Consider the following 26,880-nt stretch of genomic DNA (forward strand, 5'->3'; position numbering starts at 1 on the left):
CCATGAGCATCTTCCAGACGGTCTTCGGCGCACTGCTCCCCAATCTGCTGGATATCGCGGGCGTCATGGTGGCGATCCTGCTGGCCGGGCTGTTCCGGACGCTCAAGGCGCGGTGGGGCATCGAGATCGAGGCGCGCCATCGTGAGGCGCTTCAGTCGGCACTCATGACCGGAATTGCGGCGGCGCTTTCGCGAGGACTGAGGCGCGAGGATGCCATCGAGGCCGCGATCTTGCACGTCGCCGGTGTGGGGGCGAAGGACGCTGTCGAGTTCTTCCAGCTTGAGGGCGAGGACCTGAAGCGCCTGGCTGAATCCAAGCTGCATGGCGCGTTTCCGCTTGTCGGGATCGATCTGGCGGGGGGCAAGGATTGGGCGGGAATCTCGGTGGTCGAGGCGGGTCTTGATCGATGACACCGCCTGTCTTCGACCTCGGCCCGATCCTCGCGCTGACACTGGCGACGCTCAATATCGTCAACATCCTCTACACCTGGTGGCGGACCAGGGATCAGAACGTCGAGAGCCGCTTTCGGGCGGGCAGCGAGCGCATGGACCGGATCGACCAGCGCCTTGCCAGCGTCGAACAGGCGCTGCGTGGCACGGCGACCAAGGATGACATGCACGGCCTCCGCCTCGGCCTGTCCGCGCTGGAAGGCGAATTGCGCGAGATCCGCGCCATGTCCGCCGCCTCGGCCAAGCACGGCGAGCGGCAGGACATCGTCCTGACGCGTCTTGAGCAGTATCTTCTGGAGCGCAGCGCCAAATGACCAATTACGCCGAGCACATCCGTCGCCACCGCCGCCTCGCCATCCTGCGCCATCTCGAGGCTTGCAGCGAATACACTTCGAATGTCTCGATCCTCTCGGACGTGCTGCGCGGGGTCGGCGTGCAGTCCACGCGCAGCCAGGTCGTGACCGAGTTGGCCTGGTTGAAGGAAAACGGGTTCGTCACCGCGATCGACCATGGTGATTTTGTCGTCGCGACCGCAACGGTCAGCGGGGCCGAGATTGCCCGGGGTGTGACCACCCACCCCGAGATCCAGCGCCCTCAGCCCCGGGGGTGATGTCATGCCGCCGCCCCGCAAGGTGGACAGCCTGCCCCCCGAGATCCGGGAGTGGCTTCAGGAGGCCCTGCGCGAGCGCGGGTTCTCGGGCTATGTCGAGATCACCGAGGAACTGAATGCCCGCCTGGCCGAGGCCGGAAAGGTGGTCGAATTCCATCCAGCCACCGTGCACCGGTTCGGCCAGGAGTATCGCGAGTTTGTCCGGGTGCAGGAGAGCGCCTCGGCCTGGGCGCAAGGCTGGATGCAGGAGAACGGTCTGGAGGAGGAGGCCAGGCGCCACAACATCCTGTTCCAGATGGTGACCTCGCTCGCCTTCAAGGCGATGGAGGCGCAGATGCTGAAGGGTGGAGACGAGATCGATCCGAAGGACCTGCATTTTGTCGGCAGGATGCTGAAGGACCTGATGGCTTCGGCGGGCATCCGCGAACAGATTGCCGCTGCGGACCGCAAGGCCCAGGCCGCGCGGCTCGATGCGGCGGTCGCGGATGGAGAGGTCACGGATGACTTCCGCCAGAAGGCGCGCGAAATTATGGGGTTTGCGTAATGGCGGATCTGACCATCTTCGGCCGACCGGGCTGCCAGGCATGCGCCCTTACCGTCCGCAAGGCGAAGGAGCTGGGGCTCGACTTCGACTATGTCAATGTGGATGCCGACATCGCGGCTTCGGCCCAGCTTATCGCCGCCGGTCACCGGACGTTGCCGCTGGTCCGCACCCGGACCGATGAATGGACGGGGTTCCGGCCTGATCTTCTCGATCTGTTGGGGGTGGTTCGTGCAAGACGGTGATCTCTCCAGGGCCAGCCTGATCCTGCTGGCGCAGATGCACTACGAGCGGGCGCGGTGGTGGCAGCTTGCCGCCGCCTGGGCGGTCGGGCGGCATCGGATCGTCCGGCATCTTGGCCGGGTCGCCCGCATCAGCTTCTGGGGTGGCAAGCCCTATCTCCTTTCTTTTCGCGAAACCGTTTGAGGTGCCTATGCAAACGCTCACCCAAAAGCAGGTCATGGCGCTGCTCGCCTTCCTGGAGGCCTTTGATCTGACCACCACCGGGGCATGGGCCGGGATCGAATCCTGCATGCGCGATGACTTCGGCATCGACGATCCCGAGGCCGCGCTCGCCGAGGCGCGTGACGCCCTGACGGCGCTCTGACGGCAGGCAGGAATGTCCCCCGTCGTCCCCGAAAGCCCGATCATCAATTTCCTGCCTTACCAGAAGGCATGGATCGCGGATCAGTCACGCTTCAAGATCGGGATGTTCACACGGCGCGGCGGCAAGACCTTCGGTTCCTGCGGCGAGATCGTTGACGACTGCATCCGGGCCGAGATCGACCGGCGCAAGGTGCGCTGGACGATCCTCTCGCGCTCGGAGAACACCGCGAAAGAGGCGTTGGAAGATGCGCTGAAGCCGATGACGCGGGCCTATTACGCGGTGTTGAAGGGCCTTTCAAACCGCCCGAAACCGGAGTTCACCGAGGGCGAGCTTCACGTCCCGGCCTATACCGATGTGGATCTGACCACAGGCCAGCTGATCCACTATCCCGAGGCGCGCTACAAAACACAGGAAGTCCACTTCCCCGGCGGATCGCGCGTCGTCGCACTGTCCGCCAGCCCGGATGCGGCGCGGGGTTTTGGCGGCAACCTGCTCCTGGACGAATTCGCTTTCCACCGCGACAGCCGCAGGATCTGGGGTTCGGCCTTTCCGGTCGTGTCCCGGGGTGGACACAAGCTGCGCGTCATCAGCACCCCGAACGGCAAGGGGAACAAGTTCTACGAGCTGATGACCGCCGAGAAGGAGGGAAGGATCTGGTCGCGCCATGTCGTCGATATCTATGAGGCGGTCAGGCAGGGCCTCGACGTCAATATCGAAGAGATCCGCGCCGGGATGGCGGATCAGGACGCCTGGGCGCAGGAATTCGAGCTAGCCTGGCTGGACGAGGCATCGGCCTGGCTGGATTACGATCTAATCTCGGCTTGCGAGTCGAACAGCGCGGGCTTGCCGGGCCTTTACATGGGCGGGCTGTGCTTCGTCGGCGTCGATATCGCCGCGCGCAACGACCTCTTCGTGATCGTGGTGCTGGAACTGGTCGGCGAAGTGCTGATGGTGCGCGAGATCATCGCGAAGAAGCGGATCAGTTTCGCCGAGCAGGATCGGCTGCTCGATGACGTGATGCGGAGCTACCGCGTGGTGCGGGTGGCGATGGACCAGACCGGCATGGGCGAAAAGCCGGTCGAGGATGCCAAGGCCCGCCACGGGTCCGAGCGTGTTGAGGGTGTGCTGTTCACTGGGGCGGCCAAGCTGGACATGGCCACCAGCCTCAAAGAGTCGATGCAGGACCGCAAAACCCGGATCCCTGCGGGCGATCCCGTGCTGCGCGCCGACCTGCACTCGATCAAGTCGCAGGTCGGCTTGACCGGCAATCGCCGCCTGGTCGCGGATGGCGATGGCGATGGCCACGCCGACCGCTTCTGGGCGCTGGCGGTCTCTGCCGCCGACCTCGGGCCGGAGAGCTTCGGCTACCAGGGAGTGCCCGGCACCCGGTCCCGGTTTGCGGATCCTGACAACGACGATGACGACGACGCCGAAGGCAGCGGCCGCGGCAACAAAAGGGGGGCATGGTGATGCTTGTCGATCAGTTCGGCCGCCCGCTGCGGCGTGTCACGACCTCGCAGTTGCTGGAGCGCGAGGCGGTGCCCACCATGGGCGGGGTCAGGTCAATCCAGTCGGGGCATCCGGCCGATGGGCTCACGCCGCCCCGCCTCGCGGCCATCCTGCGCGAGGCCGAGGTCAACGATGCCACCCGCTATCTCGAATTCGCCGAGCAAATGGAGGAGAAAGACCTTCATTACGCTGCGGTGCTGGGCGTCAGGAAGCGCGCCATCCGCTCGCTCGAAGTCCAGGTCGATCCGGGCGACACCACCTCTGCCGCCTCCGAGCTGGCGGACATGACCCGTCAGGCGCTGATCTCGGCCGCGGTGCGGACCAGCCTGATCGACATGATGGATGCGCTCGGGAAGTCGTTCTCGGTTTGCGAGATGCTCTGGGAGCGCGAAGGCAAGAATCTGAAGATCGGCGGCATGGAATGGGTCGATCCGCGCTGGTTCCAGTTCGACCAGACCAACGGCAGTTACCTGTTCCTGCGCGACGACGCCGGCCCGCAGCCGCTGCGGCCAGATACCTACGTCATCCATTTCGCCAAGGCCAAATCCGGTCTGCCAATCCGGGGCGGCCTCGCCCGGCTCGCCGGCTGGGCCTATCTGTTCAAGAATTACACGGTCAAAGACTGGTCGATCTTCCTCGAAGCATATGGCCATCCGCTTCGCCTCGGGAAATACGGCCCCAGTGCTTCGGCCGATGATCGCCGCACGCTGTTGCGCGCCGCTCGCCAGATCGGCGTCGATATGGCGGCCATCATTCCCAAGGACATGGATCTGGAGGTGATCGCGGCCGCCATCAACGGGGCGGAGAAGCTCTACGAGGGCAATGCGCGCTGGTGGGACGAGCAGCTCTCGAAGGGTGTTCTCGGTCAGGTCGCCACCACCGATGCCATCGCCGGCGGCCATGCGGTCGGCAAGATCCATGAGCAGGTGCGCGATGACATTCGCGATGCCGACGCCGAGCAACTGGCGGCTACCCTTCAGCGCGATGTAGCCGGCGCCCTGAAGCGCCTGCATTTCCCCGACAACGTGCCTCTGCCCACGATCAGCTTTCCTCCGCCTGAAACGGTGGACCCGAAGCTGTTGATGGAGTTGATGGAAAAGGGGCCGAAGGCCGGCCTGAAGATCAGCGTCAAGCAGATCCGTGAGGTCTTCGCGCTCCGGGAGCCGGAGAAGGGCGAAGAGATCCTTACACCCCCGGCGCCGGCCGAATCCCCGGTGTCCGAGCCGCAGGATCCGACCATACCATTGACCGCCGTCCGCCAAGCGGCCTCCCGGCTTGCCGCTCCGCCGCCCCGCGACAGCATCGACGCGATGATCGACGCGATGCTGGCCTCGGGCGAGGTGCAGCAGGTCATGGATGGGGAGATAGGCGAGTTGATCGAGGCGCTGGCGGCGGCGGAGGATATGGATCAGATCCACGATATCCTTGCAGCTTTCCAAGACGAAGCGCCCGGGCCGGTGCAGGATCTTCTGACCCGCTCGACCTTCGCCGCGCGGGTTGCGGGCGAGGTTGGCGCGCTGGTCAAGGACTGATCATGGCGGGGATCGAGTTGAAGCCGCTGCCGCATCGCGAGGCGATCGAATACTTCCGGTCCAAGGGTTTCGCGCCGCAAATCCAGCGCTTCCATCATCTGGACACGTTCCGAGAAGAGCACGCGCGGAATTGGGTCGTCGCGAAGGCGATGCGCGACGATGTCAGCCGGGCGATCCGGGAGGAGTTCGACCGGGCGCAGGCCGAGGGGCGGACGCTGGCGCAGTTCCAGGCCGATCTGGCGCCCCGGCTGAAGGATCTGGGCTGGTGGGGCAAATCCCTGCAACCAGATCCGGTTACGGGCGAGCTGACCGAAGTTCAGCTCGGCTCAATGCGCCGCCTTCGGGTGATCTTCGACACGAATATGAGAACAGCCCATGCCGCCGGCCACTGGTCGCGGATCCAGCGCACGAAGCGGGCCTTTCCCTACCTTCAATACATCCAGATCGACCGCCCGACGAAGCGGCATGATCATGCGCGATTCCATGGCAAAATCTGGCATGTCGATGATCCGATCTGGCGGCGCATCTATCCGCCGAACGGTTATTTCTGCGGCTGCACCGTGCGCCAGCTCACTGAAGGGCAGATATTGCGGGAGGGATTGACGGTCTCAGAGCCGATGGATCTGGAGGAGGAGGCCTGGACCAACAAGCGCACGGGCGAGGTTTTCCAGGTGCCGAAAGGCATCAATCCCGGGTTCGACGCCAATCCCGGTGCGGCCTGGCTGGACCTGGGAGAGGCATGGCCCGCGATGACACCAGACCTTTCGCCCGAAGTGAAGAACGCGCACAAGGCGGTTATTGAGGGCCTGCGCCTAAAGCGGGTGGGTGATGGCCGGGAAACGCTCGTCATCACCGATGCAGACGGAAATCCAGTATCGCAGCGCACCGCGCTACCTGACAAGCCCGGCGCGGTGGACCTGGACGGCATGACGATCCCGACCGCACCGCATCTTCTCCACAGTCATATGTCAGAAGATGCTTTTTCGACTGATGACCTGAACACGCTCTTCAATACCGCTGGCCAGTCGATCACCGCGATCACGCCGGGCGGCTCGATCTGGCGGGCTGCACGGGTGTCGGAGGAGCCTGTCAGATACTTCCTTGGAGAATACAGTGCCGCCTTCGGCGAGGCTGGGCTCTGGCCTGAACTCAACGGGAAGCCCGCAGCGCCGGAGCTCTTTTACCACGCCAGGATGCTCTGGCTTGAGAACGAAGGCATTCTGACCTATCATTTCCATATGTCAGCACGCGTCCGGCAGATCATGGATGCCGACGCTGAGCTACTCTCGAGGATGATCAATGTCCGTCCTGCGCGCCGACCCTGACCTCTTCGACCTGGGCGCCTGGCGCGCCCGGCTTGCGGAGCTGCGCGCCGAGAAACCGAGCGACCACCGTGACGCGATGCTCGAGTATACAGAAAATCACATCACCATGCTGCTGACCCTCTCGCCAAAAACGGCCGCACAGGCGGGATGAACCGCCTCACGCCCCGATCACCCAAATAACCGGGCTAGGGCATTTTTGAAGGCGCTCCGGGGTTTTTGAACGGTATCTCGCCCGGATCCTCCGGCGCGGGTCTTGCCTGGACCGGCGCCCCCCCCGAAACCACATCCCCCGGCCTTGATCGGATCAGATCTGCGATAGCCGGGGCATGACCCCGCTGACCCGAAACATATGCGCCCTGACCGCGCTGCCTGCGTCCGCACCCGACCGGATCGAGCTGATCCCGGTGGGCCAGTTCCGCACCGCAGATGCGCGCCGCCCCTTCCTGCTGGACGATCCGGCTGCGGTGATCGCGGCCAGCTTTCAGCACGCTGCTGGCGGCAAGGTCCTACCCATCGACTTCGATCACCGGAGCTTTGCTGGTCACGGCAGCGCTGACAGCCGCGCCGCAGGCTGGATCACGGCGCTTGAGGTCGAGGGTGATCGCATCATGGCATCGGTCGAATGGACCGCGGAGGGCCGCGCCGCTCTGGCCGGTCGGTCCTACCGTTTCATTTCGCCGGTCTTCAAAAACTGGCTCGATGGTCGGGTCGCGCTGATCGAGGGCGCGGGCCTCGTCAACAACCCCGCCCTCCCGCAAATCCGTCAACTTGCGTCAAAGGAACCCCAGATGGATCTCGCCAAAGAGATCGGGGGCAAGCTCGGCTTGCCTGCCGATCAGCCCGCCGAAATCGTCGCGCGCGTCGTCACCTTGCTGGCCGCCGAAACCCAGCTTGCCTCGATCATGACCGCAGCTCAGGTCAGCGGAGATGACGCGGCCCGTCAGATCTGCTCGCGCCTGGTCGAAAAGTCGGTCCAGCCCGATCCGGCCCAGTTCGTGCCGATCGCCTCATTCAACGAGCTCCAGACCCAGTTCGCCTCGCTTCAGAGAGAGCTGGGCGACGGCAAGGTCGAGGCGGCACTCCAGCTCGCGCGCGACGAAGGCAAGCTCGTACCGGCCGACGAGGAATGGGTGCGTAACCTCGCGTCGAAGGACATGACGCTCTTCGAAAACTGGCGGAAGTCGGCGCCGGTGCGGGTCGATCTGACCGGGCACCGCCGCCTCGCCGGTCGCGAGCCGCCCGCGAAGACGGGCGCTCTCGACGAGGTCGAGCGTCAGGTGGGCTCGATGATGGGGCAGTCGGAGGCCGATTTCCTCGCCGCCCGCAACGCCGCCGTGAAAGGGGCCTGACATGACCGCGCTCACGAAAAACACCCCGCGCACTCGGGTCGGCGAAGGCCAGCGCTTCCGCGACCCGGTCGCCGCCGCCACCCGGATCTTCGCCGGCTCGCTGGTGGCGCTCAATGCCGCCGGCTTCGCCATCCGCGCCATTCCGGCCGCGACCCGCGTGCGAGGCGTGGCGCTGGCGGCGGCGGACAACGGCGATGGCGCCGCCGGCGACGGTTTCGTCGAGATCGAGCGCGGCCGGGCGTTCCTGTTCTCGAACGACACGACGAACGCCGTCACCCGCGCCCACATCGGCGCCAGCGTCTATGTGGTCGACGACAACACGGTCGGCTCGTCCGCCACCGGCACGATCGTGGCCGGGAAATGCCTCGATGTCCTCCCAGAGGGCGTCGTGGTCGAAATCCTCTGAGGAGCACCGACATGGACCTGACCAGGGCCGCCCTTGCCGCGATCAACGTGGCCTTCACCGCCGCCTTCAACACCTCGTTCACCGGCGTCGCGCCGACCTTCCAGAGGGTCGCCATGACGGTGAAGTCCACCACGCGCCATCAGGCCTACCCGAAGTTGCACGAGCTGGGTCCGATGCGCGAATGGGTCGGCGAGCGCTTCGTCGAGCGTCTGGAGGCCGACGGCTTCGTCATCACCAACCGCAAGTTCGAGAAGACGCTGGCGGTCTCGGTCGACGATATCGCCGACGATCTGATCGGCATCCACGGCACGTTCCTCGCCGACATGGGCCAGACGGCGGCCGAACTTCCCGATGAGCTGGTCTGGGAGCAGCTGGAGAAGGGCTTCACCTCCGAGCACTATGACGGCCAGCTGTTCTTCGACACCGATCATCCGGTCGTCGGGGAGAATGGCCAGGAATCGTCCGTCTCGAACTTTCAGGGCGGAGCGGGCGCGGCCTGGTATCTGGTCGACGACAGCCGCCCGGTGAAACCGATCATCTTCCAGGACCGCGAACCCGCGAAGATCGTGCCGAAGACCAACCTGACGGACGAGAACGTCTTCAATCACGACGAATACGTCTGGGGTGCCAAGCGTCGGGCTGCCGCGGGCTTCGGGGCCTGGCAACTGGTCTACGCATCCCGCCAGCCACTGACGCCCGCGAACTACGCCCTCGCCCGCCAGGCGATGATGTCGATGCGCGGCCATCGCGGGCGCAAGCTCGCGCTGAAGCCGAAGCTGCTGGTGGTTTCCTCGGCCAACGAGGGCGCCGCCCGCGAGATCCTGCTCGCGGAGCGCAACGCCGCCGGCGCGACGAACGTCTGGCAGAACTCGGCCGAGCTGCATGTCGAGACCCGCCTGACCCTCTGACCTGCCCCCCGGGGCGGTCGGTTTCCCGAGGGGGTGGGCCAGCCCGCCCCCGACGATAAGCCGACAGGAGAATGACCATGGCCCGCAAGGCGACCACGAAGAAAACCACCGCGACCTCGGATGTGACCGCGACCCCGGATGTGACTGGCACGGGGCCGGTGCCCGAGGGTCTGCAACAAGATATTATCCAGGGGGAGAACGGCGCCGGGAAATCGGCCGACACCCCGGATGCGTCCGCCGAAGGTCATACGGCGGCGCAGGACGGGGAGGCCGCGTCCCTCCCCGTCGCCAATACCGAGGGGGGCGTCGGCGCCGGGCAACCGGCCGACACCCCGGACGCGCCGTCGGTCGAAGCCGACCTGGTCGGCGGTGCAGCGGGCGGTGGGGGCGATGCGGCTTCCACCGCACTGAATACCGAGGGGGCCAATGACGCGGGCGATACCGCCGAGGCCCCGTTGCGCGCGCCGGGAGGCCCTGATGGGTCAGCGCCGACGCAAGGCGGGGAGGCCGAAATCCTCCCCGCCACCCATGAGGCGGGCGACGAGTATCACACCTATGAGGGGCTGGAACGCCTGGCCCAGGTGGACGCTGCGGGAAACGTCCTCTCCCCGGCAGCAGGTGCCAGCGCCGCTGGTGGCCCCGCTGATCTGCCCGGAGCGCTGCGCGTGATCTGCCATGTCGAGGGCGGTCGCCGCCGCCTCGATCGGCGCTGGCCCAAGGGCGAGACGCCGGTCCCCGAAGACAAGCTGACGGATACCGATATCGCCCTGCTGGAGGGCGATCCCCGCTTCACCGTGATCCGCCCGAAAACCTGACCTCCCTCAATCCGGGACCACTGCCGTGATCTACGCCACCCTCGCCCAGCTCAAAGCCGTGATCCCGATTTCGGATCTTCAGCTCCTCACCGATTTCGAAGGTGAGGACGAGCCCTCCGATACGCGGCTGGAAGAGGCGCTGGCGGATGCTTCGGCCGAGATCGACAGCTATGTCGGCGGGCTGGTCTCGGGGCTGGCGGAATTGCCGCGCATCCTGTCGGTGCATGCCCGCGATCTCGCGATGCACCGGCTCTACCTCAATCTTGGTCACGATATGACTAGCCGCGACAAGGTTCGCGGTTCGATCATCGCGTATTTGCGGCAGGTCCAGAACGGCGAGGCGTCGCTTGGCGATGACGGCACCGGCCAGCGGGTGGAAAGCACCCCCGGCGTTGCCATGACGGATGGCCCCGAGCGTCAGATGACCCGTGACAGGCTCAGGGGCTACTGATGACCGGCGTTCAGTTCAGAGTCGATTTTCAGGATCTCGGCATCGCCGAAGGCTTTGCGTCGATCGCGGACGGGGCTGAGGATCTCACCGACCTCATGGATATGATCGGCTCGGTTCTGATCAATGGCGCCATCGACCGGATCAGCTCGACCAATGTCGCGCCCGATGGCGTTCCGTGGCCGGTCAGCCTGCGGGCGAAGGAAGATGGCGGCAAGACCCTGCACGACTCGGGCCTCCTTATGCGCTCGATCACCAGCGAGGCGGCCCCGCGCGAAGTCGTGGTCGGATCGAACCTGATCTATGCCGGCGTCCACCAGACCGGCGCGACGATCACGGCAAAAACCGCGAAAGGGCTGAGCTTCACGCTCGCCAATGGTGAAAGCGTGGTTGTCGGATCGGTGACGATCCCCGCCCGGCCTTATCTCGGGATCTCCGAGGCCGAGAAGGCCACCATTCAGGATGTCGCAGTGGTTTTCTTTGATGATCTGCTCGGCGGGCGGGCGCAGCACGGGCAAAGGGGCGGCTGATGTTGACCCTTGATCCTGGTGCGATCCGCGACAGGCTGGAAACCACGGTTTCCGCCTTTGATCATGTCGGCCTCGCTCGCGATCTCGGCACTGCGCATCAACAGACCCTGCGCTGGCCGTCTGCCTGGGTGGTCTTGCTCGCCGAACAGGCGGGCGATGTGCGCTATTTCGGGACCGACATGATCGAGCAGGCGATCACTGCCCGCGTCGGCATCATCATGGCCATCCGCGATATCGCAGACCGCACCGGGGCGCAGGCCGGCAAGAGCCTGAAGCCGATCCGAGAGGCCGTCCTGCTCAGCCTGTGCCGCTTCGTTCCCGAAGCCGGCGGCCAGGCGTTTCGCTTTGCCTCCGGTCAGCAGCAGTCCGGGATAGACGCCCGGGGCGGTCTGTTCTGGCAAGACAATTACACCCTGCGCTTTGACCGGCGCATCCAGATCACCTGAGGAGAGAACCATGGCTACGTGGGCGCAGCGCCTTATCCGCGAGAAGATCCAGCTCGACCCCGACACGCCGATCGCCACCACGGCGGCGGATGCGATCCTTGCGCGCAATGTCACCATGCGGTTTCTCGATGCCGAATATCAGCAGCGGGATTTCGTGACCGGCATTGAGGGCGCGCAGGGTGAAGACCTCTCCAACGTCCGCGCGGGCGCGGAATACGAGGTCGAGGCCGCATTCGCGGCCGCACCGGAGACGCCGCCGCATTATGCCCATCTGATCCGCAGCTCGGGCTGGGACATGACCGACGATGACGGTGACATCGTCTTCACGCCGATGGACCCGGGCGACACCATTCCCGCCTGCACCCTGATGATGAAGAACGGTGCGCTGCAACAGGTGATCGGGGGCCTGCGCGGCTCGCTCGCCTTCACGGCAGAGGTCGGGCGGAAGCCGTTCTTTCGCTTCAACCGCCTGGGCCGCTACCAGCCGCCCTCGGCCTATGTGAAGGAGACGCATGACTTCTCGGGCTGGCCGCGCGCACTGGACTGCATCCCGGAAAACATGTTCGCCTTCACCCTTGGCGGCACCAAACTGTGCTGCCGCAGCTTCAACTTCACCGATGGCCGCTCGCCCGTGGTGGACAAATACATGAACTGCGAGGGCACCACGCTGGGGCCGCGTCGGATGACGGGGCGCATGACGGTGAAATGGCCGACGCTCGCTGCCAAGGATCTGCTGACCCAGATCCGCACCGGCGTCACCGAGGCGGTGACCTGGACGCTTGGCAGCGCGGCCGCGTCCCTCGCGATCACCGGGCCGAAGGTGCAGATCAAATGGGCGGGCGAGCAGGATATCGAGGGCGATCTCGGTATCAACCTCGACCTCGTTTTCGAGCCTCTGGCCGGAAACGACGAGATCGGGATGCGCTTCATTCAGCCCGAGCCGTAATTTTCCGGCCGCGCTTTCCTGCCCAAATCACTGACCTGAGGATCATACCATGTTCGATTTCGACCCCGACTATACCTTTGAATGGCCCGTGAAGGTCGATCACCCTGGCGGTGAGAAGCAGCAGTTCATCGGCATCTTCCGTCAGCCGGAGGATGAGAAGGATCTGTTCGAGCGCGCGGAGGGGGAGAACCTCGCTGATATCATTGGCGAGATGCGGGACCGCACCGCGCGGTGTCTGGTCGGATGGCGCGAGATCAGGGTGAAGGGCGGTGGTGAGCTGCCCTTCACCGAGGAGAACCGTGACCGACTGCTGAAAATCCGCGCCATCCGTCTCGCGGCTTACAATGCCCTCTGCGAGGGCATCGTCGGGGGCCGCGAAAAAAACTGACCCGCGCCGCGCAGGCCCTCTGGGGCGGCGTGGCGGTATCGGATGAGCTCGTCGCGGATGTGATGGCCGAAGCCGACGTTGACCGGGACCAGGCCGTCAGGATCGCGCGGGCCATGCTCGGCGCTGACGAGCAGACCGTCATCCTGCCGGTGAGCGAGCGCGACACGATCCGCCTCGCGCTCGCCAGCGCCGGACAGTGGCGCATCGCCCCTTACGGGCTCGGCGGCGCGCGGCCCGTCGCCCTCGATTTGACCGCCGTCGATGTCGCCGCCAGGTGGCTCGGCATCCAGCCCTCGACCCACATCTTCGACGGGCTGGCCATAATGGAGCGTGAGGCCCTGAAGACGATGAGGAGGTCCCGGTGAGCAACGGCTCGGAAATGCGCGCATCCCTGGTCGTCACGGCCGACGCTGAAAGTGTCGTTATGGAAGGCCGCCGCGCCACCGATGCCTGGCGCGAATTCCGCCGCGAGATGGGCGCGCCGGTCAACCGCCCAAATGCGCCGACAGCGGTCGATCCGAGCGTCGCGATGCGCCAGGAGGCCGCGCTTCAGACGGCGCGCGCCAACCGGGCGCTTGTTCAGGAGAATGAGGCGCTCGACAGATCCTTCCGCCAGACCGCATCGTCGGGCGGTCTGGTCGAGACGGCGCTCGATCAGATCTCCAGATCTGCCGAGGATTCGGCGCAGGTTTTTTCGGCCGCGCTCGATCGCGACGAGCAGTCGATGCGTGATCTGGCGGCGAGCCTCGATCCGGCGATGCGGGCGATGGAGGAATTCGAGGCGGCGCAACTCCGCATCGCCTTCGCCGTCGCATCCGGCGTGACCGAGCAGGCCGAGGCCGCGCGCATGCTGGAGCAGTTGACCCAGCGATATGACGCCTTCATCGCCAGCCAGCGCCGCAACCCGGATGCCGGTTCCGCCCGTGCCAGCGCCGGGGTGTTCGAGGCCGGTTTCGCAGACCGGGCCCGGTCCGACGAGTCGGCGCGGATTTTCCGCGAATTCGAGGCCGATCTGGCGCGAGAGGCGGCGCAATCCTTCCGAGCGCTTGAGGCCAGTATCAATCCGGTGATCCGGGCCGAACGCGAGCTGGCGGCGGCGCAGGCGGTGGTCAATCGCGCCGTCCAGCAGGGGCAGGCGACCAATACCCAGGCTGCCCGCACGATGGCCGAGCTGGAGAACCGCTACGAGGCCGTAGTGCGGGCGCAAAGCCCGGCTGCCGCCAGTGCCGCCGCGCTGGAGCGCGCACTGGAGGAGGAGGAACGCGCAGTACGTCAGCTGATGCTGGCCCTCGATCCGGCGGCGCGGGCGCAACTCGAATTCGAACAGGCACAGGAGCGAGTCACGCGGGCGGTTCGCGCCGGCCTCATCACCCAGGAGGAGGCGACCCGCACCATGGGCCTGCTGGAGGCCCGTCAGCGGCAGGTTGGCGCGGGCGGTTTCGCCATGGGTGCGGGCATCCAGAACGCGTCCTACCAGATCACCGACTTCGTGGTGCAGGTGCAGGCCGGACAGGCGGCATCGCTTGCCCTGGCGCAGCAGCTGCCCCAGCTGCTCGGCGGCTTCGGCGCCGTGGGGGCCGTTGCGGGCCTGGTCGTCGCGCTGGGCGTCCCTCTGGTGAAGTTCCTCTTGGATGCGGGCGACGCGGCTGACGGGCTGGATGATCGCCTCAAGCGGCTTGATACCTCCCTGGGCGGCGTCTCCGAAAACCTCAAGATCCTGCGTGATCAGGATCACACCGCGACGTTCGGGAACATGTCGAGCGCGGTTCGCTCTCTTGCACAAGAGATGCTGCAATTGGAACGCGCAAGCGAACTGAAGGCCCTGCGCGAGACGCTTGACGGTCTGATGGCGGATAGCTTCGCGCCGTCGTTCCTGGAGCGCGTGACCGCGTTGAGGGTTCAGTCCGAGGTTTACGGAGCCGAAGATTTCAGCGCAGCGTATTTCAGTGGGCAGCGATATGACGCGATGACCCTTGGTCGCGGCCCATCCTATGAGGATTTCGAGTCGCGCCGCGGCGAGATCGACGCGCTGGCGAAAGCCGGTCAGGTCAAGGCCGTGATCGACGAGATCGACCGGCTGATCATGGATTTTGCCGTCGAAGGCCCGCTGACCGATCTGGACGAAAAATTCACATCTATGCTTGCCTCCATGGGCAAACTCGCGATCAAGACGGCCGAGGTTGAGGCGCAGCTCAATCTATCCGCCCAGGCCGCGCAGATCTGGAGCAATATCAGCGAAAATGCCGCCGGGATCTGGGATCAGGGTGTAGAGCGCGCGAAGGCCCTGAACGCCGAAGGCGAGGAGCGGCTCCGGATCGCCTCGAACGAACTCGCCCTCGCTCAAGTCATCGCCCGACACGGCGACGAGAGTGTCCAGGCCGAGGTCGAGCGCGACCGAATCGCTCGCGAAAATTATGAGATCGAGTTGGCCCGCGCCGAGATTTATGGCCTCCACCGCGACCGGCTCCTGGAGATTTTCGACCGCCACAACAGTGTCACCGATGCAACCGCCCGCTGGGCCGACACGATGGCCGGGGTGCGCGGCGAGATCGAGGGCATCATCGCGGCGATCACAAGCATCGGCGGAGGTCTGATTGACCGCGCCGCCAAATCCGCCGAACTGCAGGCACTCCAGGGGGGTGCGACCATCGCAGACGCCGCCGCCCGCGGCGCCGAGGTCCGCAGGCAGGCGCAATTCGATCAGCGGTCGGCCGCGCTTGGCGGCGGGATGTTCGGCCGCGCCGTCGCCGGGGTCGAAAGCTGGTGGAGCGCCGGCGGCGATGCGCAGGATGCGGCGCTGGCCGAGGCGCGCGCGGATGCCCGGCGCCGGGAGGGCGCTGCCCGCCGCGGCGGTGGTGGTGGCGGCGGCTCCAGCGGCCTGTCGGCGATCTCGTCGATCAAGGATGAAATCGCCCGGCTGAAACCCTCCTACGAGGCCGATATCGCAGCGGCGGAGGCTTGGCGCGACAAGGCTCTGGCCGCCCTGAAGACGGGTAAAGAAGGCTACGCGGAATATGCCGCCGATGTCGAGGCGATCTTCCAGGAGCGCGTTGCGGCGGCCTATGAGGCCGATCTCCGGCGGCGCGACGATTGGGTCGCGGGCGTCGAGCGCGCCACCCTTCAGTTGGCCGAGGATATGACCAGTTGGGCAGATTTCGCCGAAGACGTCATCACCCGGTTCGCGCAAGGTGGCGAAGACGCATTCGCCAAATTTGCCACCTCGGGCAAGGCCTCGATCGGCGATCTTGTGGATTTCGTCGCCGATGCTTTCGCACGGCTGTCTTACCAGCAGATGATCATGCCCGGCCTCACCACTGGGCTGAACGCGATCATCGGCTCCATCGCTCCAGGCCTCGCGCCCGCCATCGGCTCGTCTCTCTCTACCAATCACACAGGCTCGCCCGGTGTGATGCGCTCCTATGCGATCGCGGGCTATGGCGACACCATGCGCCCAGACGAGCGGCTGACCATGACGAAGCGCGGGGAAGAGATCATGACCTCGCGGGCGCTGGAAAACGCGGGCGCGCTGATCTCCTCGCTGTCGGCGCTGGCCTCCAAATCCGCCCAGCCGGTGCAGGTTTCCGCGCCACCGGTGCAGATCATTACCAATACTCGGGTGCCGCTCGAGGTCGAGGAGCGTGAGGCGTCTTCGCCGCAGGGCGGGCGCCAGCAGCAGTTCGTTCTATCAGAAGCTGTAGCATCGGGGCTGCGCACCCGGGGCGGCGCCGCGCGCCAGACCCTGGATCGCGATTTCAATGTCCGGCAGGCGGGAATCAAGAGATGAGCCATCCGGTCTGGCCAGAAGCGCTGACCCGTTTCGAGCGCGACGCATGGCAGGTGCAGAGACAGGAGTCTCGACAGCGCCGCCAGACGGACGCCGGTCCGCCGGGATGGCGCAGGCGGTTTTCCAATCCGGCGAAATTCGTCAGCCTCTCCATTGTCCTCTCCCGAAATGAAAAGGCGGTTTTCGACCGCTTCTATGACGAGGCCTGCAAACAGGGCTCGCTGCTGTTCTGGATGCCGGATCCCACGACAGATGGTTGGCCGCTGCTGGCCTCGGACGGGCGCCCGCTCCTGACCAGCGAGGGGGTGCCGATCCTGCTCGCCGCGCGCTGGCTGTGTGGTTTCGGCGAACAGGTCCCGGTCGATACGATCATCGAACAGGTGAAGTTCAGAATAACCTTCGACGTCGTGGTGATGCCATGAGACGCCTTTCCCTCAACGCTCGGCTGGCGCAGGACGCCGAAACCGGCCCGGAAATCTATGTGGTGCTGTTCCATATCGAACACGAGGATATGGCAGCACCGATTCGGCTCTCGACGGACAATACCGAACGCATTTCTTCGGATCCGGACCTGATCTATGGCACGAGGTCCAGTTGGCGTGGCGCTGATCCTGGCCTAGAGCCATTTCTGTGGATCATCGCTTCGGCAGTTCTGCCCTCGGATCTGGAGGATACACCCGCCGCCGCCAAGGTCGTTTTGGAAAACCTCGACCGCGAGCTAGCCCGGCTTTTGCGCAGCTTCACCACGCCAGCCACTATTCACATGGCCGTGGTGCTGGCCGATACGCCGAATCTGATCGAGCAGGAATATGCGGGTCTTCAGCTCGTCTCGGCCGATATGGACGCGGGCGAGATCGCCATCGCGTTTTCGCGCGAGGAGATCGAGCTCGAATACTACCCTGCCGGGCGCATGACCCGGAACCGCTTTCCGGGGTTGCATCTGTGATGTGGTCGGATCGCTATGTCGGGATCCCCTATGCCGACCTCGGTCGGACACGCGATGGTTGCGACTGCTATGGTCTTGTGCGGCTGGTCTATGCTGGTGAGCTCGGGATCACGCTGCCGCCATATCTCGGCTATGGATCTGTCGAGGAACACGCCGAAATCGCCGCCCTGATCGAGGGTGCGCGACTCTCGCCCTTCTGGCAGGCGGTGGATGCCCCCGCTCCCTTCGACATCGCGGTCTTTCGGCGCGGACGGCTCTCCACCCATCTCGGCATCGTCATTCGCCCGGGTCTCATGCTGCATATGCAGGACGAGGATTGCGCCAAGATCGAATCCTGGCGTGGCGGTGTCTGGGGCGGCCGTCTGACCGGCCATTACAGGCATATTGAAGGGCCCGCTAAATGACCCATGAAAACCTTGTTGAAAGTTCGATTCCGGCACCTGTTCATGTGATCGCCGCGCGCCACATCGATCCCGGCACTGATCGGCTGGCGCTGGATCTGCCCGGGGGTATGACCCTCCGTGAGATCGTTACGGCCGCAATTCCCGGAGCGCGCGCCGACGAAATCCGGCAATGCCGGGTCGCGCTGGTGACGGATCAGGGCCAGTGGATAGTGCCGCCGGAAAACTGGGATCGGGTCCGCCCCAGGCCGGGGGTCCGGGTGGTGATCCGGGCGCTGGCTGGCAAGAACGCGCTGCGCTCGATCCTGTCGATCGTCGTTACCATCGCGGCCTTCGCGGCCGGTCAGATTTGGGGTGCAAAGTTCGGCACCATGCTGCTGCCCGGAGTCTCGGTCGCCACACGGGTCGCGATCGGCACAGCAATCGTCGGCATGGGTGTGTCGGTGATAGGCACCCTGCTGATCAACGCGCTGGTTCCCCCGGTCAAGCCCGAGAGCCGCACCGCCGAAAACCGATACAGCATATCCGGCTGGAAAAATGTGATCGACCCGAATGGCGCCGTGCCCGATATCATGGGGCAATTGCGGGTGGCGCCCCCCTTCGCGGCCTTGCCTCACACCGAGATCGTTGGGGATTTTCAGTACATCCGGGCGCTCTTTTGCCTCGGCTACGGTCCACTGGAGATCGATGATCTTCGCATCGGCGAGACCTCGATCTCGGAGTTCAGCGATATCGACATCGAGATCCGCAATGGCGAGCCGGGCGATTTGCCGGTGAGCCTCTTCCCGCGCCAGATTGCAGAGGAAGCCATCGGCGTCGATCTGGTGCGCCCCTTGCCGCGAGACGAGCTGGGCGAGGTGATTGATGGCGGCTCCGGTATTGATACCCCGGTCGTCAGGACCACGGGCGCGGACGCCGAAGGCGCGTCTGTCATCATCGCCTTTCCGGGTGGCATGGTGCGCTTTGACGATGAGGGCCGCAGCCGGGCCGAGACCGTGAAGATCCGGATCGAGCATCGCCACGTCCAGGCTGAAGACTGGTTGCCGGTGGCGGACCTCGATATCACGGCGAAGAAGCTCGAAAGCTTCTACCGCCAGCATACATGGACGTTCCCGGGCCGGGGCCGGTGGCAGGTCCGCCTGACCATGCTTACCGACGAAACGACCGATACCAAGCGCCAGCGCCGCGCAAGCTGGGTCGCGCTGCAAACGCTTCGCCCGGAATATCCGCTGGCCTTCTCAAAGCCCCTCGCCCTGGTCGCGCTGCGCGTGAAGGCCACCTATCAGCTTTCGGGGGCGCTCGACAATTTCAACGCCCTGGTGCGGCGGCGATGCCTCGACTGGGATCACACTTCCGCCACATGGGTTGCGCGCGTGACCTCGAACCCCGCAAGCCTCTTCCGCCTCGCATTGCAGGGCCCCGCCAGCTCCCGGCCCACATCGGACGGCGGAATCGATCTTGAGGCGCTTCAGGACTGGCATGATTTCTGCCGCCTCAAGGACCTGAAATATGACCGTGAACTCGTAGACAGCGGTAGCCTTCAGCGGGACGTGTTGGCCGGGATCGCCAGCGCCGGTCGCGCGGCACCGCGACATGATGGGTTGCGCTGGAGCGTTGTCGTGGACCGGCCAGATTTGCCGATCATCGACCACCTGAGCCCGCGCAACAGTTCCGTCCACCGCTCGCGCCGCACCTATATCCGCTATCCCGATGCCTTCCGGATCCCGTTTTTGGATGCGACGAACGATTATAAGCCAGCCGAGCGCTTCGTGAAACGCCCCGGCTTTACCGGTGATGTGGAGCTGACGGAGGAATTGCCGATGTCGGGCAAGACCGATCCGGCAGAGGTCTGGCGCGAGGGTCTGCGCCGCTGGTATGAGATCATGCTGCGTCCCGACACCTACGAAGTCACGCAGGCCGCGCCCTTGCGCGTGGCCACACGCGGCGATCACATCGCGCTGAGCACCCCGGTGCTGGACCGGGTCCTGACAGCGGCGCGGGTTCGGACGATCACCGGGCGGCTCGTCGAGCTCGACGACACGGTGGTCTTTGACGATGGCCAGACTTATGCGATTCGATACCGCGCCTATGATGCGGATGATGATTTCGGCCGCTCGGTTGTCCGGACGGTGCTCCGCGCGGGCGGTGACGGCGAGACCTCGCTCCTCACCCTTGCCGGATCAGATGAGGATATGCCGACGCCGGGCGAAATCATCCATTTCGGCCCGGCGGGCGAGGAGAGCTATCGGCTTCTCGTGACCGGGGTCGAGGCGGGCGAAGGCCTGTCGAGCCTGTTGCGGGCAGTCGATGCTGCCCCGCAAATCGACGCGCTGGTTGATGCGGCAGAGATCCCGGCGTGGTCGGGCCGTGTCGGGGCCGAGATCGATGACAACCTGCTTGAGCCCCCCGCGCCGGTCATCACTTCGGTCGCGACCACCGCCCCCGGCGTGGCCGGAGCCGCGAGCGGGACGTTGACGGTCCTCATGCAGCCGGGACCCGGGCCGGTGTCGATCGCGCGATTCGAGCTTTACCACCGGCTGGTTGGCCAGCCCGAATGGACCAGGCTCGATATACCTGCCGCCAGCGGCGGCATTCCGATCTCCGGATTCGACGGCGGTGATCAGGTCGAGTTCCGGGCCCGCGCGATCTCGATCCATGCGGTGCCCGGGCCATATACGGCGACCCTCTCGATCACGATCAACGGCGGCGTCCTCGATCTGCCCGACAGCCTCGACGCCGAGGCGATCAGCCTGACCACGCTTTATGGCGGCGTCCTGATCCAGTTCGGCACCGGGCCCGACGACAAGCTCGCCCGCGTCCAGGTCTACCGCGCCACCACCGCCACGCTGGACCGCGAGGCGGATGCGGCGGGGCCGCCTCTGGATGTCGCACCGGCCCAGACCTATTCGGCCGCGCTCGGCGACACCTCGCGGTCCAATCTGATCGGCGGCGGCGGTCTGAATGACCCGGGGCCGTGGACGGCGGGCCCGGGCTGGACGATCGCGGAGGGCCAGGCCGTGCATGCGCCCGGGGCGGCGGGGGCGCTGTCGCAGGCCGCGCCGCTGATCGCCGCGCGGTATTATCGTATCGGCATCGAAGTGGTGGCCATGACGGCAGGCACGATCACCCCCGCCCTGACCGGCGGCGCCACCGTGCCCGGCGCCACCGCCAGCACGGCCGGGCTGCTGCTCAACCGGCTGCAGGCCGGGAGCGGCAGCGGCGGTCTGGCCGTCACGGCCAGCGCGGACAGCGATGCCGTGCTGGAATCGGTGGTGATCTACGCCGAGACCGCCGCCTGCCTCGCGCAAGGCATTCATTACATCTGGCTGGAGCCGCAGACTGCGGACGGCCTTCCAGGGCCTGTTTCCGGCCCGTTCGTCGTCACCATCGTGTAGGAGATTGAAATGCCCAATGGCGTCACCACCGATAATCTGACCTCCACCGCTCTGGCCGATGGCGTGCTGGTCAACACGCCCGACGGAACGGCGCAGCAGTCGTTCGATGCGCTGACGCGGCAGGTCTTTGCGTCGCCGCTGCTCAGCCGTCTAGAGGCGCGCACCATGGGCGTGTTGCCGGATAGCGCCGTGGACAATGCTGCGGCGCTCAATGGGGCCCTCTCCTTTGCCATCAACAACCGCAAAATCCTCTCCGCCTCGGGGACAATCCGGGTCGGCTCGAGTGTCACCGTGCGCACCAGTTCTGGCCGGGGCAATGCGGGGGATGCGGGGTTGCCCGAGGCCGCCCACGTCGAATGGGCGCGCGGCACGCGGATCGTCGTGGCGGCCGACAATACCCCGGGCCTGATCCTGCATGGCCGGGGGATCCGCATGACGGATGTGCAGGTGGAGTATTCGAGCTTTCAGCCCGCCTCGGCCACCAGGGCCATCGGGGTGCTGTTCAAGGATCTGAGCTTTTCGCAACTCGGATTCATCGACAGCCGCAACGCCCAGACCTCGTTCAGCCAGGACTGGGAGGGGCCTGACAGCGACTATTTCTTCGACAACGATATTCAGGGTCTGCGCGCGCACCGTTTCAGCCGCCGGGCGGTCGTGCTGCATCCTCGAAACGAAGGGAATACCCCAAACCTCATCCGCTCGATCTACCTCGTTGCGCCGTGGGTGACGGGCGATGACAGTTGGCAGACCGGGACGGGGGATGCTGGCGGCGGGCCGGTGAAACTGCAGCAGGGCATCGATCGGCCGGTATGGATCAATTATTGCCGGGGGCTGCGGATCGACAAGCTCAACATCGAGACGGTCGCGGCGACGAACTGCCTGTTGCATATCGACAATTCCTGGGGCGTCGATATCGGGGTGATGCATCTGGAGAAAGTCGCGCTCGCGGCCAACTATGCGTCCGTCATCAAGCTCACGTCGGGCTATGCCAATATTGGCGCGATGACGCTTTATCGGCTCGATTCCGGCCATACGGCGGGGGTCACCGCCACCACCGGCATCATCAACACCATTGATGATGGATATCTCGACCTGGGCTTCTTCGAGTTGGCCAGTGATTATTGGCCCGGCCCGGACGTGCTTTTCTCTTTCGGCGCGGGGCGGGGGTATCGTGTCGGTCGCTTCCTCGACCGCACCTCGCCCGGCGCGGGCCTGGTCGATGCGCGCGGGCGCCCGGTCACATCCAGCGCCGTGATCCCGCATATCACGTCTTTCGATGGGCTGAATATCGCCCCGGCCTTCTGGGCCAGAGGCTTCGGTAGCACGGTGATCTACGATGCGGGCCCGCTGCCTGTTCCCCTCGATCACCAGACCAGCACCTGCTACAATGGGGCAGGAACGTTCACTGCGCCGGTGTCAGGTTTTTATGACATCTTCGCTCGGGGCCGCGCGCCAGTAGGATCGGACGCCATCATGGTCCTGAGGCGCAATGGATCGGACACCCTACGGCGCTGGCGCCACCTGAGGCTTTCCGGCGCGACGGTCTATGATCGCGATAATTTTGAGCCCGTGGCGGTCCGCTTCTACCTAGCTGAAGGTGACACCGTGAGCTTCGAGCTGGAGGTCGGCCAACTGGTCATGGACAACACTGTGACCTTCAGCGCCGCCTTCGTCTCACGGTAGTAACGCGGCCTTCAATGCGCCTTAAACGCCCGCCGATCTCAAAACCGCACTGCTGCAAACTTTGCTGTCACGCCCTGCAATTTTCCGTGTCACGCTACAGCGGCGGGGGACGCGTTTGCGAAGGTACAGGGTAGTGCCACGGCGGGTGATGCTCATGGCGGGACGTTACCGCTGACAGGTGACTCGGGCAAGCAGTCAGTGGCGCAACATGTGCAGACTATTGTGCAGCAAAATAAGCCGCCCTGACGGAACGAGAAGGAAAAAATCCTTTTAAATCAATGACTTAAGTATCAATATGACATGAAATATGGCGGAGACGAAGGGATTCGAACCCTCGAGACCCTTTCGGGCCTGCACCCTTAGCAGGGGTGTGCCTTCGACCACTCGGCCACGTCTCCACCGCCCCGTATATTGAGGCAAGATAAGATAAACAAGGGGCTTTTCGGACGGAGAGGTGACAAGGTCCGGGATTGCCATTGTTGAGGGACACCAATAAGTGCAGGAACCCGGAAGAGGCCGGGTGAAGGCGGAAGACGCCGGATGGGCGTTCTGCCGCAGATGGGCATCAAGGTCCATTGGGCCACGCCGGGCCACGGTCAGGCAAAGCCGATTGAGCGGTCGTTCCGCGATCTGGCCGACGATCTGGCGCGTCATCCCGCCTTTGCCGGTGCTTATGTCGGCAACCGACCCGATGCCAAGCCCGAGGATTACGGCAGCCGCGCCGTGCCTCTGGCCGATTTGCTGGAGGTCACCGAAGAGGTGATTGCCGCCCATAATGCCCGCCCTGGGCGTCTGACCGACAATGCCAGGGGCCGCAGCTTCGATGACACCTTTGCCGAAAGCTATGCGAAGTCCCGCATCGTCAAGGCGACAGCGGAACAGCACCGGCTCTGGCTGATGGGTCAGGAGGTGCGTAAGCTCCAGAAGCATCACGGCGCCTTCAAGCTGTTCGAGAACAGTTACTGGGCCGACTGGATGAACGAATATGTCGGCCAGAAGGTGGTGGCACGGTTCGACCCCGAGGATCTGCACGCCGGGCTGTTCATTTATTCGCTCTCGGGCGAGTTCCTCGGCCCTGCGGAGTGCCGCGAGAAGGTCGGGTTCTTCGACCTGGTCGGCGCCAAGACCGCCGCGCGCCTCAAGCGGCAGCGCCGGGCGGCCGAGAAGAAGCTGCTCGACCTGCATCGCCCGATCAGCATCGACCAGTGGGCGGCGGAGCTGCGCGAGGCCAGGCGGCCCGAGACACCGCTTGTCGAGACGAAGGTGGTCGAGCTGGCGCCGGCCCGCACCCGCAAGCCGGTGACCCTGCGTCGGCATCGCCGCCTCGCCATTCTGCGCTTTCTCGGCGAAAGCCCCAGCTATACCTCGAATGAATCGATCCTGACGGACATGCTAAACTCCAACGAGATCGGCATCGACACCTCGCGCGACCAGACCAAGACCGAGTTGGCCTGGCTGGCGGAGATGGGCTTGGTCCAGCTTGTCGGCTGCGAGGAGTTCCGGGCGGCAACCGTGACCGCGCGCGGGGTGGATATCGCGCTTGGCCGCGCCACCCATCCGGAGATCCAGCGCCCCGGGGCCGAAGGTCTGACATGCCGCCGCCCCGCAAGATCGATCTCTTGCCGGCCGAGATCCGGGCATGGCTTCAGGAGGAGCTGCGCACGCGCGGCTTCAGCCAGTATGAGGATGTGGCCGAGGCGCTGAACTTCCGCCTGGAGGAGGCCGGGCTCGATCTGCGCATCCGCAAGTCGGCCATCCATGCCTGGGGATCGGAATACCAGGAGTTCGTGCGCTTGCAGGAGCAAGCATCGGACTGGGCCAGGGATTGGCTGGGCGACATGGGGATGGAGGATCAGGCCCAGCGGCAGAACGTGCTGTTCCAGATGCTGACCACTCTCGCGTTCAAGGTCATGCAGGCCGAGGTTTCAAAGCAAGGCGCCGAGATCAGCCCGCAGAACCTGCATTTCCTCGCCCGGATGATGAAGGATGTCATGTCGTCGTCGGGCATCGCCCAGGCGATGCAGGAAAAGGACCGCAAGGCCCAGTCGGCCAAGCTCGATGCCGCCGTCGAGGCCGGAGAGGTCACGGATGACTTCCGCCAGAAGGCGCGTGAAATCATGGGGTTTGCGTGATGGCGGATCTGACCATTTACGGCCGACCGGGCTGCCAGGCATGCGCCCTGACCATCCGCAAGGCGAAGGAGCTGGGGCTCGACTTCGACTATGTCAACGTGGATACCGACATCGCGGCTTCGGCCCAGCTTATCGCCGCCGGGCACAGGACGTTGCCGCTGGTCAGCACCCAGACCGATGAATGGACGGGGTTCCGGCCTGATCTTCTCGATCGGTTGGGGGCGGCTCGTGCAAGACGGTGATTCCCGCACCCGGCCCGGCGGCGCAAATCAGGCACTTGGCCTTATGGTCACGATCCTGAACTTCGCCCGCGAGGCGAAGCTGATCCCGAAGGAGGCCCCCAATCCCTGCGCCCCGATCCGCAAGAACCGGCGCAAGGCGCGCGGGCGGTTGCTGTCCAGCGCCCAGATCACCGCTCTTGGCAAAGCCCTCAAGTCCTGCCCCGCCTCGCATCGTGAAGCCGCCGACGCCATCCGCCTGATCCTGCTGACCGGCTGCCGCTCGGGGGAGATCCTGCGCTTGCGCTGGTCCGAGGTTCTGCCGGATCGGCTCAAGCTCACCTCGACCAAGACCGGCCCTCGCGAGGTGCTGCTGTCCTCGCCCGCTATCCGGCTGCTCGCCAAGCGCAAGAAGTAGGCCGCATCGCCCTTCTTGTTCCCTTCATCCAGAGAGCCGGAAGAGCCGACCCGCAGCATCCACCACCAATGGGCCATCCTCCGTTGGCGGGCGGGCCTGCCCTCAGACATCCGGCTGCATGATCTGCGGCATACCTATGCCAGCCACGCCATCATGCAGGGCCAGAGCCTGACAATGGCCGGGAAGCTGCTCGGCCATGCCAACCCAGCCAGCACCGAACGCTATGCGCATCTCGACGGCAAATATCTTGCGGCAGCGGCGGAACGGGTCGCGATCAACGTCGCCAGCATGATCGCGGGCAAAGCGGAAGGGCTGGACAAAATCGTATATTCCTCCAATATACAGTCATGATCGACTGGACCCGGATCAAGGGCTTCGACTGGGATGAAGGCAACGCCCGGAAGAACGCCGACAAGCACGAGGTCAGCCAGTCGGAAGCGGAACAGGTCTTCTTCAACGATCCGCTTCTGGTGCTGGCCGACAGAAAGCACAGCGAGGGCGAGGCACGGTTCCACGCCCTTGGACATACCGATGACGGGCGAAGGCTGCACATCACCTTCACCCTGCGCGACGGGAATAGCCTCTTGCGGGTGATCTCCGCCCGCGACATGAGCCGAAAGGAGCGAGACGCCTATGGCAAGGAAACATGAGCCGATCCCCGTTTTCGAGACCGAGGCGGAAGAACGTGCCTTTTGGGAAAGCCATGACTCGGCGGAGCATCTGGACTGGAGCGAGGCCAAGCGGGTGACCATGCCCAATCTCAAGCCCACCTCGACCTCGATCTCGCTGCGCCTGCCGGTCGCCCTGCTCGACCGGATCAAGGTTGCCGCCAACAAGCGCGATATGCCCTATCAGTCGCTCATCAAGGCATGGCTGTCCGAGAGCGTCGGGAAAGGGTGAAGGCCGGACGGACAACCATCATAAGTATCCTGACACAGCGGCGACGAGCACATTGAGCACCTCCTATTCGTCAGGGAGAAATTCATTACGGCGTGGAAGGCAACGCCCCTGTAGCTGGAACAGGCATGCAATGCCCAAGCATTCCTCAAGCTAGCGCCATACTTGACGCATCTAAACCCCACCCAAGAATCACA

The 26,880-nt window shown here is 65.0% G+C and carries 34 protein-coding genes and 1 tRNA gene; 34 read left to right on the forward strand and 1 reads right to left on the reverse strand.

The genetic code is table 11. From position 1 onward, the window contains the following. Positions 1-2: 2 nt before the first annotated feature. From ABNX41_RS17660 to ABNX41_RS17790, 27 genes are all read left to right on the forward strand, one after another. Positions 3-410 carry a hypothetical protein gene (locus tag ABNX41_RS17660; RefSeq protein WP_438671023.1) on the forward strand — a complete coding sequence of 136 codons (408 nt, stop codon included), beginning with the start codon at positions 3-5 and terminating at the stop codon, positions 408-410. Further along, positions 407-763, forward strand: a complete 357-nt coding sequence (locus ABNX41_RS17665) for a DUF2730 family protein (RefSeq protein WP_438671024.1) — start codon at positions 407-409, stop codon at positions 761-763. Before ABNX41_RS17660 ends, ABNX41_RS17665 begins: the two co-directional genes overlap by 4 nt. After that, entirely contained in the window at positions 760-1,059 is a 300-nt protein-coding gene (locus tag ABNX41_RS17670) for a VpaChn25_0724 family phage protein (protein ID WP_438671025.1), read from the forward strand. The genes ABNX41_RS17665 and ABNX41_RS17670 overlap by 4 nt, the downstream gene beginning before the upstream one ends. Positions 1,060-1,063: 4 nt before the next feature. Further along, positions 1,064-1,603 carry a phage protein Gp27 family protein gene (locus ABNX41_RS17675; RefSeq protein WP_438671026.1) on the forward strand — a complete coding sequence of 180 codons (540 nt, stop codon included), beginning with the start codon at positions 1,064-1,066 and terminating at the stop codon, positions 1,601-1,603. Then, positions 1,603-1,845, forward strand: a complete 243-nt coding sequence (locus tag ABNX41_RS17680) for a glutaredoxin family protein (RefSeq protein WP_438671027.1) — start codon at positions 1,603-1,605, stop codon at positions 1,843-1,845. The genes ABNX41_RS17675 and ABNX41_RS17680 overlap by 1 nt, the downstream gene beginning before the upstream one ends. Beyond that, on the forward strand, positions 1,832-2,026 hold the full coding sequence (locus tag ABNX41_RS17685; protein ID WP_438671028.1) for a hypothetical protein: 195 nt from the start codon (positions 1,832-1,834) through the stop codon (positions 2,024-2,026). The genes ABNX41_RS17680 and ABNX41_RS17685 overlap by 14 nt, the downstream gene beginning before the upstream one ends. A gap of 7 nt (positions 2,027-2,033) precedes the next feature. After that, positions 2,034-2,207, forward strand: a complete 174-nt coding sequence (locus ABNX41_RS17690) for a hypothetical protein (protein ID WP_438671029.1) — start codon at positions 2,034-2,036, stop codon at positions 2,205-2,207. 12 nt (positions 2,208-2,219) lie between these two features. Next, on the forward strand, positions 2,220-3,677 hold the full coding sequence (locus tag ABNX41_RS17695; RefSeq protein ID WP_438671030.1) for a phage terminase large subunit family protein: 1,458 nt from the start codon (positions 2,220-2,222) through the stop codon (positions 3,675-3,677). Further along, the gene (locus ABNX41_RS17700; RefSeq protein WP_438671031.1) at positions 3,671-5,248 is read left to right on the forward strand and encodes a DUF935 domain-containing protein; all 1,578 of its coding nucleotides are present in this window, start codon (positions 3,671-3,673) and stop codon (positions 5,246-5,248) included. The genes ABNX41_RS17695 and ABNX41_RS17700 overlap by 7 nt, the downstream gene beginning before the upstream one ends. Positions 5,249-5,250: 2 nt before the next feature. Then, entirely contained in the window at positions 5,251-6,573 is a 1,323-nt protein-coding gene (locus ABNX41_RS17705) for a phage head morphogenesis protein (protein ID WP_438671032.1), read from the forward strand. Further along, complete coding sequence (locus ABNX41_RS17710; RefSeq protein WP_438671033.1) at positions 6,548-6,724, forward strand: hypothetical protein; 177 nt, start codon at positions 6,548-6,550, stop codon at positions 6,722-6,724. Before ABNX41_RS17705 ends, ABNX41_RS17710 begins: the two co-directional genes overlap by 26 nt. A gap of 175 nt (positions 6,725-6,899) precedes the next feature. Beyond that, entirely contained in the window at positions 6,900-7,922 is a 1,023-nt protein-coding gene (locus tag ABNX41_RS17715) for a phage protease (protein ID WP_438671034.1), read from the forward strand. A 1-nt stretch (position 7,923) separates the two neighbouring features. Beyond that, positions 7,924-8,328, forward strand: a complete 405-nt coding sequence (locus tag ABNX41_RS17720) for a hypothetical protein (protein ID WP_438671035.1) — start codon at positions 7,924-7,926, stop codon at positions 8,326-8,328. A gap of 11 nt (positions 8,329-8,339) precedes the next feature. Then, a complete protein-coding gene (locus ABNX41_RS17725; protein WP_438671036.1) occupies positions 8,340-9,236 on the forward strand; it encodes a Mu-like prophage major head subunit gpT family protein in 897 nt (298 codons plus the stop codon). 77 nt (positions 9,237-9,313) lie between these two features. Then, a complete protein-coding gene (locus ABNX41_RS17730; protein WP_438671037.1) occupies positions 9,314-10,051 on the forward strand; it encodes a hypothetical protein in 738 nt (245 codons plus the stop codon). Positions 10,052-10,076: 25 nt separating this feature from the next. Then, entirely contained in the window at positions 10,077-10,502 is a 426-nt protein-coding gene (locus ABNX41_RS17735; protein ID WP_438671038.1) for a gp436 family protein, read from the forward strand. Further along, a complete protein-coding gene (locus ABNX41_RS17740; RefSeq protein WP_438671039.1) occupies positions 10,502-11,029 on the forward strand; it encodes a phage virion morphogenesis protein in 528 nt (175 codons plus the stop codon). The genes ABNX41_RS17735 and ABNX41_RS17740 overlap by 1 nt, the downstream gene beginning before the upstream one ends. Further along, entirely contained in the window at positions 11,029-11,475 is a 447-nt protein-coding gene (locus tag ABNX41_RS17745) for a phage tail terminator protein (protein WP_438671040.1), read from the forward strand. Before ABNX41_RS17740 ends, ABNX41_RS17745 begins: the two co-directional genes overlap by 1 nt. A gap of 10 nt (positions 11,476-11,485) precedes the next feature. Then, complete coding sequence (locus tag ABNX41_RS17750; RefSeq protein ID WP_438671041.1) at positions 11,486-12,421, forward strand: hypothetical protein; 936 nt, start codon at positions 11,486-11,488, stop codon at positions 12,419-12,421. 49 nt (positions 12,422-12,470) lie between these two features. Beyond that, complete coding sequence (locus ABNX41_RS17755; RefSeq protein ID WP_438671042.1) at positions 12,471-12,809, forward strand: hypothetical protein; 339 nt, start codon at positions 12,471-12,473, stop codon at positions 12,807-12,809. Positions 12,810-12,871: 62 nt separating this feature from the next. Next, entirely contained in the window at positions 12,872-13,174 is a 303-nt protein-coding gene (locus ABNX41_RS17760; RefSeq protein ID WP_438671043.1) for a hypothetical protein, read from the forward strand. Further along, positions 13,171-16,593, forward strand: coding sequence for a phage tail tape measure C-terminal domain-containing protein (locus ABNX41_RS17765; RefSeq protein WP_438671044.1), 3,423 nt, complete (start codon positions 13,171-13,173; stop codon positions 16,591-16,593). Before ABNX41_RS17760 ends, ABNX41_RS17765 begins: the two co-directional genes overlap by 4 nt. Beyond that, a complete protein-coding gene (locus ABNX41_RS17770; protein WP_438671045.1) occupies positions 16,590-17,015 on the forward strand; it encodes a hypothetical protein in 426 nt (141 codons plus the stop codon). Before ABNX41_RS17765 ends, ABNX41_RS17770 begins: the two co-directional genes overlap by 4 nt. After that, on the forward strand, positions 17,012-17,539 hold the full coding sequence (locus ABNX41_RS17775; RefSeq protein WP_438671046.1) for a hypothetical protein: 528 nt from the start codon (positions 17,012-17,014) through the stop codon (positions 17,537-17,539). The genes ABNX41_RS17770 and ABNX41_RS17775 overlap by 4 nt, the downstream gene beginning before the upstream one ends. Next, entirely contained in the window at positions 17,539-17,943 is a 405-nt protein-coding gene (locus tag ABNX41_RS17780; protein ID WP_438671064.1) for a C40 family peptidase, read from the forward strand. Before ABNX41_RS17775 ends, ABNX41_RS17780 begins: the two co-directional genes overlap by 1 nt. Continuing rightward, positions 17,940-21,335 (forward strand): TipJ family phage tail tip protein, encoded by a 3,396-nt coding sequence (gpJ, locus tag ABNX41_RS17785; RefSeq protein ID WP_438671047.1) that lies wholly within the window; start codon positions 17,940-17,942, stop codon positions 21,333-21,335. Before ABNX41_RS17780 ends, gpJ begins: the two co-directional genes overlap by 4 nt. Positions 21,336-21,344: 9 nt before the next feature. After that, the gene (locus ABNX41_RS17790) at positions 21,345-23,018 is read left to right on the forward strand and encodes a hypothetical protein (protein ID WP_438671048.1); all 1,674 of its coding nucleotides are present in this window, start codon (positions 21,345-21,347) and stop codon (positions 23,016-23,018) included. A 308-nt stretch (positions 23,019-23,326) separates the two neighbouring features. Here ABNX41_RS17790 and ABNX41_RS17795 read toward each other — a convergent pair. After that, a tRNA-Ser gene (locus tag ABNX41_RS17795) sits at positions 23,327-23,416 on the reverse strand. Between the two features lie 142 nt (positions 23,417-23,558). Between ABNX41_RS17795 and ABNX41_RS17800 the strand changes: the two genes are divergently transcribed. From ABNX41_RS17800 to ABNX41_RS17830, 7 genes are read left to right on the forward strand one after another with little or no spacing between them, the layout of a single operon-like run. After that, positions 23,559-24,722, forward strand: coding sequence for a VpaChn25_0724 family phage protein (locus ABNX41_RS17800; RefSeq protein WP_438671049.1), 1,164 nt, complete (start codon positions 23,559-23,561; stop codon positions 24,720-24,722). Next, the gene (locus ABNX41_RS17805; RefSeq protein ID WP_438671050.1) at positions 24,638-25,150 is read left to right on the forward strand and encodes a phage protein Gp27 family protein; all 513 of its coding nucleotides are present in this window, start codon (positions 24,638-24,640) and stop codon (positions 25,148-25,150) included. Before ABNX41_RS17800 ends, ABNX41_RS17805 begins: the two co-directional genes overlap by 85 nt. Then, on the forward strand, positions 25,150-25,392 hold the full coding sequence (locus tag ABNX41_RS17810) for a glutaredoxin domain-containing protein (protein WP_438671051.1): 243 nt from the start codon (positions 25,150-25,152) through the stop codon (positions 25,390-25,392). The genes ABNX41_RS17805 and ABNX41_RS17810 overlap by 1 nt, the downstream gene beginning before the upstream one ends. A 43-nt stretch (positions 25,393-25,435) precedes the next feature. Further along, on the forward strand, positions 25,436-25,786 hold the full coding sequence (locus tag ABNX41_RS17815; protein ID WP_438671052.1) for a site-specific integrase: 351 nt from the start codon (positions 25,436-25,438) through the stop codon (positions 25,784-25,786). Between the two features lie 15 nt (positions 25,787-25,801). After that, entirely contained in the window at positions 25,802-26,137 is a 336-nt protein-coding gene (locus tag ABNX41_RS17820) for a tyrosine-type recombinase/integrase (protein WP_438671053.1), read from the forward strand. Continuing rightward, positions 26,134-26,436: a BrnT family toxin gene (locus ABNX41_RS17825; RefSeq protein ID WP_438671054.1), complete on the forward strand. Its 303-nt coding sequence runs from the start codon at positions 26,134-26,136 to the stop codon at positions 26,434-26,436. The genes ABNX41_RS17820 and ABNX41_RS17825 overlap by 4 nt, the downstream gene beginning before the upstream one ends. Next, positions 26,420-26,686, forward strand: coding sequence for a BrnA antitoxin family protein (locus tag ABNX41_RS17830; RefSeq protein WP_438671055.1), 267 nt, complete (start codon positions 26,420-26,422; stop codon positions 26,684-26,686). Before ABNX41_RS17825 ends, ABNX41_RS17830 begins: the two co-directional genes overlap by 17 nt. Positions 26,687-26,880 lie beyond the last annotated feature (194 nt).

Origin of the sequence: Pseudogemmobacter sonorensis, assembly GCF_042762395.1 — a bacterium.
Taxonomy (GTDB): domain Bacteria; phylum Pseudomonadota; class Alphaproteobacteria; order Rhodobacterales; family Rhodobacteraceae; genus Pseudogemmobacter; species Pseudogemmobacter sonorensis.